The organism is Achromobacter sp. (genome assembly GCF_036567245.1).
Taxonomy (GTDB): domain Bacteria; phylum Pseudomonadota; class Gammaproteobacteria; order Burkholderiales; family Burkholderiaceae_B; genus Achromobacter.
The window spans coordinates 1-3220 of record NZ_DATCUY010000329.1; the positions used below are offsets into that span (position 1 = coordinate 1).

Annotated in this window: 4 protein-coding genes and 1 pseudogene; all 5 read left to right on the forward strand. The window is 61.5% G+C overall.

Going from position 1 to position 3220, the window contains the following annotated elements; genetic code table 11:
• Window positions 1-830 (forward strand): DUF1214 domain-containing protein (locus VIR09_RS14365; protein ID WP_332013475.1); only part of this gene is annotated, 830 nt, incomplete at its 5' end.
• A gap of 435 nt (window positions 831-1265) precedes the next feature.
• Window positions 1266-1682: an ATP synthase subunit I gene (locus tag VIR09_RS14370; protein ID WP_349259025.1), complete on the forward strand. Its 417-nt coding sequence runs from the start codon at window positions 1266-1268 to the stop codon at window positions 1680-1682.
• Window positions 1683-1764: 82 nt separating this feature from the next.
• The gene (gene atpB, locus VIR09_RS14375) at window positions 1765-2646 is read left to right on the forward strand and encodes a F0F1 ATP synthase subunit A (RefSeq protein ID WP_013391128.1); all 882 of its coding nucleotides are present in this window, start codon (window positions 1765-1767) and stop codon (window positions 2644-2646) included.
• A gap of 119 nt (window positions 2647-2765) precedes the next feature.
• On the forward strand, window positions 2766-3008 hold the full coding sequence (gene atpE, locus VIR09_RS14380; RefSeq protein WP_003815363.1) for a F0F1 ATP synthase subunit C: 243 nt from the start codon (window positions 2766-2768) through the stop codon (window positions 3006-3008).
• A gap of 108 nt (window positions 3009-3116) precedes the next feature.
• Window positions 3117-3220, forward strand: a pseudogene (locus VIR09_RS14385) (F0F1 ATP synthase subunit B); the annotation flags it as partial.

The window sequence follows — 3220 nt, forward strand, 5'->3', positions numbered from 1 at the left end:
CGCGCAGCGCCTATCCGCAGACTGGACCCGGCGTGGGCTCGGCGCCGATCGGCAGCGACCTGCCGCCGCCCATGCCCGTGACGGTGCCCGACGGCACGCCGGCCGAACAGGCCGCGGGCATGGATGCCGCATCGTTCTTCACGCTGTTCTTCGACGTGATGCGCAACAACCCGCCGCACGCCAACGACACGCCGATCCTGGACCGCATGCGCCGCATCGGCCTGGACAGCCGCCAGCCGTTCTCCTATGGCCGCCTGAGTCCGGCGGTGCAACAGGCGCTGGCGCAGGCCCAGCCGCTGGCGGGCCGGCGCATCGCCGATGGCGTGTCGCGCCTGGGTACGCCCATGAATGGCTGGAGCACCGTGCTGTCCGGCATCGGCACCTACGGCACCGACTACACGCGCCGCGCCGCCATCGCCTATGCCGGCCTGGGCGCGCCTACGCCGGAGGACGTGCTGTACCCGGTGACGGTATCCGATTCCAAGGGCCGCGCGCTGAACTCCGACGAGGACTACGTGCTGCATTTCGACAAGGGCCAACTGCCGCCGGCGAATGCCTTCTGGTCGCTGCATGTCTATGATGCGAAGCACGGCTTTGCTGACAATCCGGCCAACCGTTACGTGCTGCGCAGCACCGACGGCCTGAAGTACAACGCCGACGGTTCGCTGGACATCTACATCCAGCGCCGCGATCCCGGCGAGCGCAAGCGGTCGAACTGGATCGCCTCGCCGGCTGCCGACGCGCCGTTCCTGTTGAGCATGCGTCTGTACTCGCCCCAGGATACGGCGCTGGACGGCCAGTGGGCGCCGCCGCCGGTCAAGGAAGACTGACCTTGTTTTGATGGTATAAAGCGCGGCCTCCGTTGTGGAGGCCGCGTTGCATCGAGCAGGGTATGCGCACCGTGTGTTGCGGGCCGTTTCGCGTCCCTAATTTCGTCCGATCCAAGCGTTGTTTGCACCTTACAAACGGCCGAAAGTTCATTTGCTAGGGTAAAAAGAATCACGCTATACTCTGCGGGTTTGACGCTTGCGGGATAAGAACACGTAGCGGCTGACAAGTAGCGGGCGAATCGTTGATGAAGCTTTTGAAATCAACGGATTAGCGCAGGCTATGGGAGGCAGCTACGGGCAGCGGGACGCGCCGGTTCTGATAGGGGCAAAGAAGCAAAGCGAGGAAGTTTGATGCAACAGAACTCCATGCAGCAGGAAGTGCGGCAGGGTCCGGTTGAGGGTCAGGGTCAGCAGCAAGCAATGTTTGACCACGACATGACGGATAAAGTTCTGGTTCTCAGTGACGCGGATCGCGCGGCGCTGAATGCTCAAGCAAGCCGCGGGCTCCTGTTGGCATTGGCAGCGCAAGGTGCCATGGGGCTCGCAGCAGCAGTGATAGCGGGGGTTGTCGGAGGGGCGGCGGCAGGTTGGTCGGCGTTGGCGGGGGCGGGAGCGTATTTCATTCCCAATGCGTTGTTCGCATTGCGCCTGGCTGTCAGCGTACGGGCCGGTAAGTCCAGTCCCTTTACCTTTCTCTCTGGTGAGTTGATCAAGTTGTTCGCAACGGCGTTGCTGTTGTGGCTGCTTTCGCGTGTGGCGCAGGACAGCCTCGTATGGCCTGCCGTGCTGCTCGGTCTGATACTCACATTGAAGGGCTATCTCCTGCTCTTGATGTTCCGCAAGTTGTCATAGCGCCGAGCAGGTTTGCGGCAAACGAAATCGTGGAATCGTCCGGTTCGCAAGGGCCGGGCACAGCAAATAGGGTAGGATTCAAATGGCTGCTGCCAGCGACGTGTCGCCTCAGTCCGCGTATATTCAGCACCACCTGGTGCATCTGAACAATACCGGTGAGAAACAGAGCGCTATCGCTCAGTTCGACATCATCAATTACGACTCGTTGTTCTGGTCCGGCCTGATGGGCCTGATCGTCATTTTCTTCCTCTGGCGCGCTGCGCGCCGCGCCACCAACGGCGTGCCGGGCCGTTTCCAGGCCTTCGTGGAAATGATCGTCGACATGGTCGACGACCAGGCCAAGGGCATCGTCCACAACGCCAAGAGCCGTCTCTTCATCGCCCCGCTGGCGCTCACCGTGTTCCTCTGGATCATCCTGATGAACGCGCTGGACCTGCTGCCCGTCGACCTGCTGCCCTCCATCTGGCGCCTGACCGGCCTGGGTGCCGAGCACGGCGACCCGCTCTACTACCACCGCATTCTGCCGACCGCCGACCTGAACGTGCCGATGGGCATGTCGCTGGGCGTGCTGCTGCTGATGTTCTACTACGGCATCAAGATCAAGCACCCGGGCGGCTTCGTCAAAGAACTGTTTACCGCGCCGTTCCACGCGCACGGCATCGGCGCCATCGTGCTGGCACCGTTCAACCTGCTGCTGAACCTGATCGAATACGCCGCCAAGTCCGTCTCGCTGGGCATGCGGTTGTTCGGCAACATGTTCGCCGGCGAACTGATTTTCATGCTGATCGCCCTGCTGGGCGGCGCCTGGACCGGCTTCAACGGCGCCAGCATCGGCCTGGGCATCGGTCACATCCTGGCCGGTTCCATCTGGGCGATCTTCCACATCCTGATCGTTCTGCTGCAGGCCTTCATCTTCATGATGCTGACGCTGGTGTACCTCGGCCAGGCTCACGAAGGCCACTGATCCCCCGAATTTCTCGTGCTGGCCACCCGGCCAGCACGGGATAGCAAGATTATCTTGCATTGAGCTGTACCCCCTTATTTTTCAATTTTTGACTTCAGATTTCTAACCAAGGAGTTGTCATGACCAACGTCGCTTTCGTTGCCCTCGCATGCGGTCTTATCATCGGTCTGGGCGCTATCGGCGCTTGCATCGGCATCGCACTGATGGGCGGCAAGTATCTGGAAGCCTCGGCTCGTCAGCCTGAACTGATGAACGCTCTGCAAACGAAGATGTTCCTGCTGGCTGGCCTGATCGACGCGGCATTCCTGATCGGCGTGGGTATTGCCATGCTGTTCGCCTTCGCCAACCCGTTCGTCGGCTAAGGCACCGCCCGCCGGCGAAAAGGCGGGTCATGACGCTGGCGGCGATGCGGGTGCAAGCTCCGTCGCCGCCTAGCAAAGTATCGAGTGCTCCGTGACGCCCCTTTCCGGGTGCGGTCGGAGCCGCAAGGTGTTAAAGGAACGACCGTGAATCTGAACGCGACGATCATTTTCCAGATGCTCGTGTTCTTCGTTCTGGGCTGGTTCACGATGAA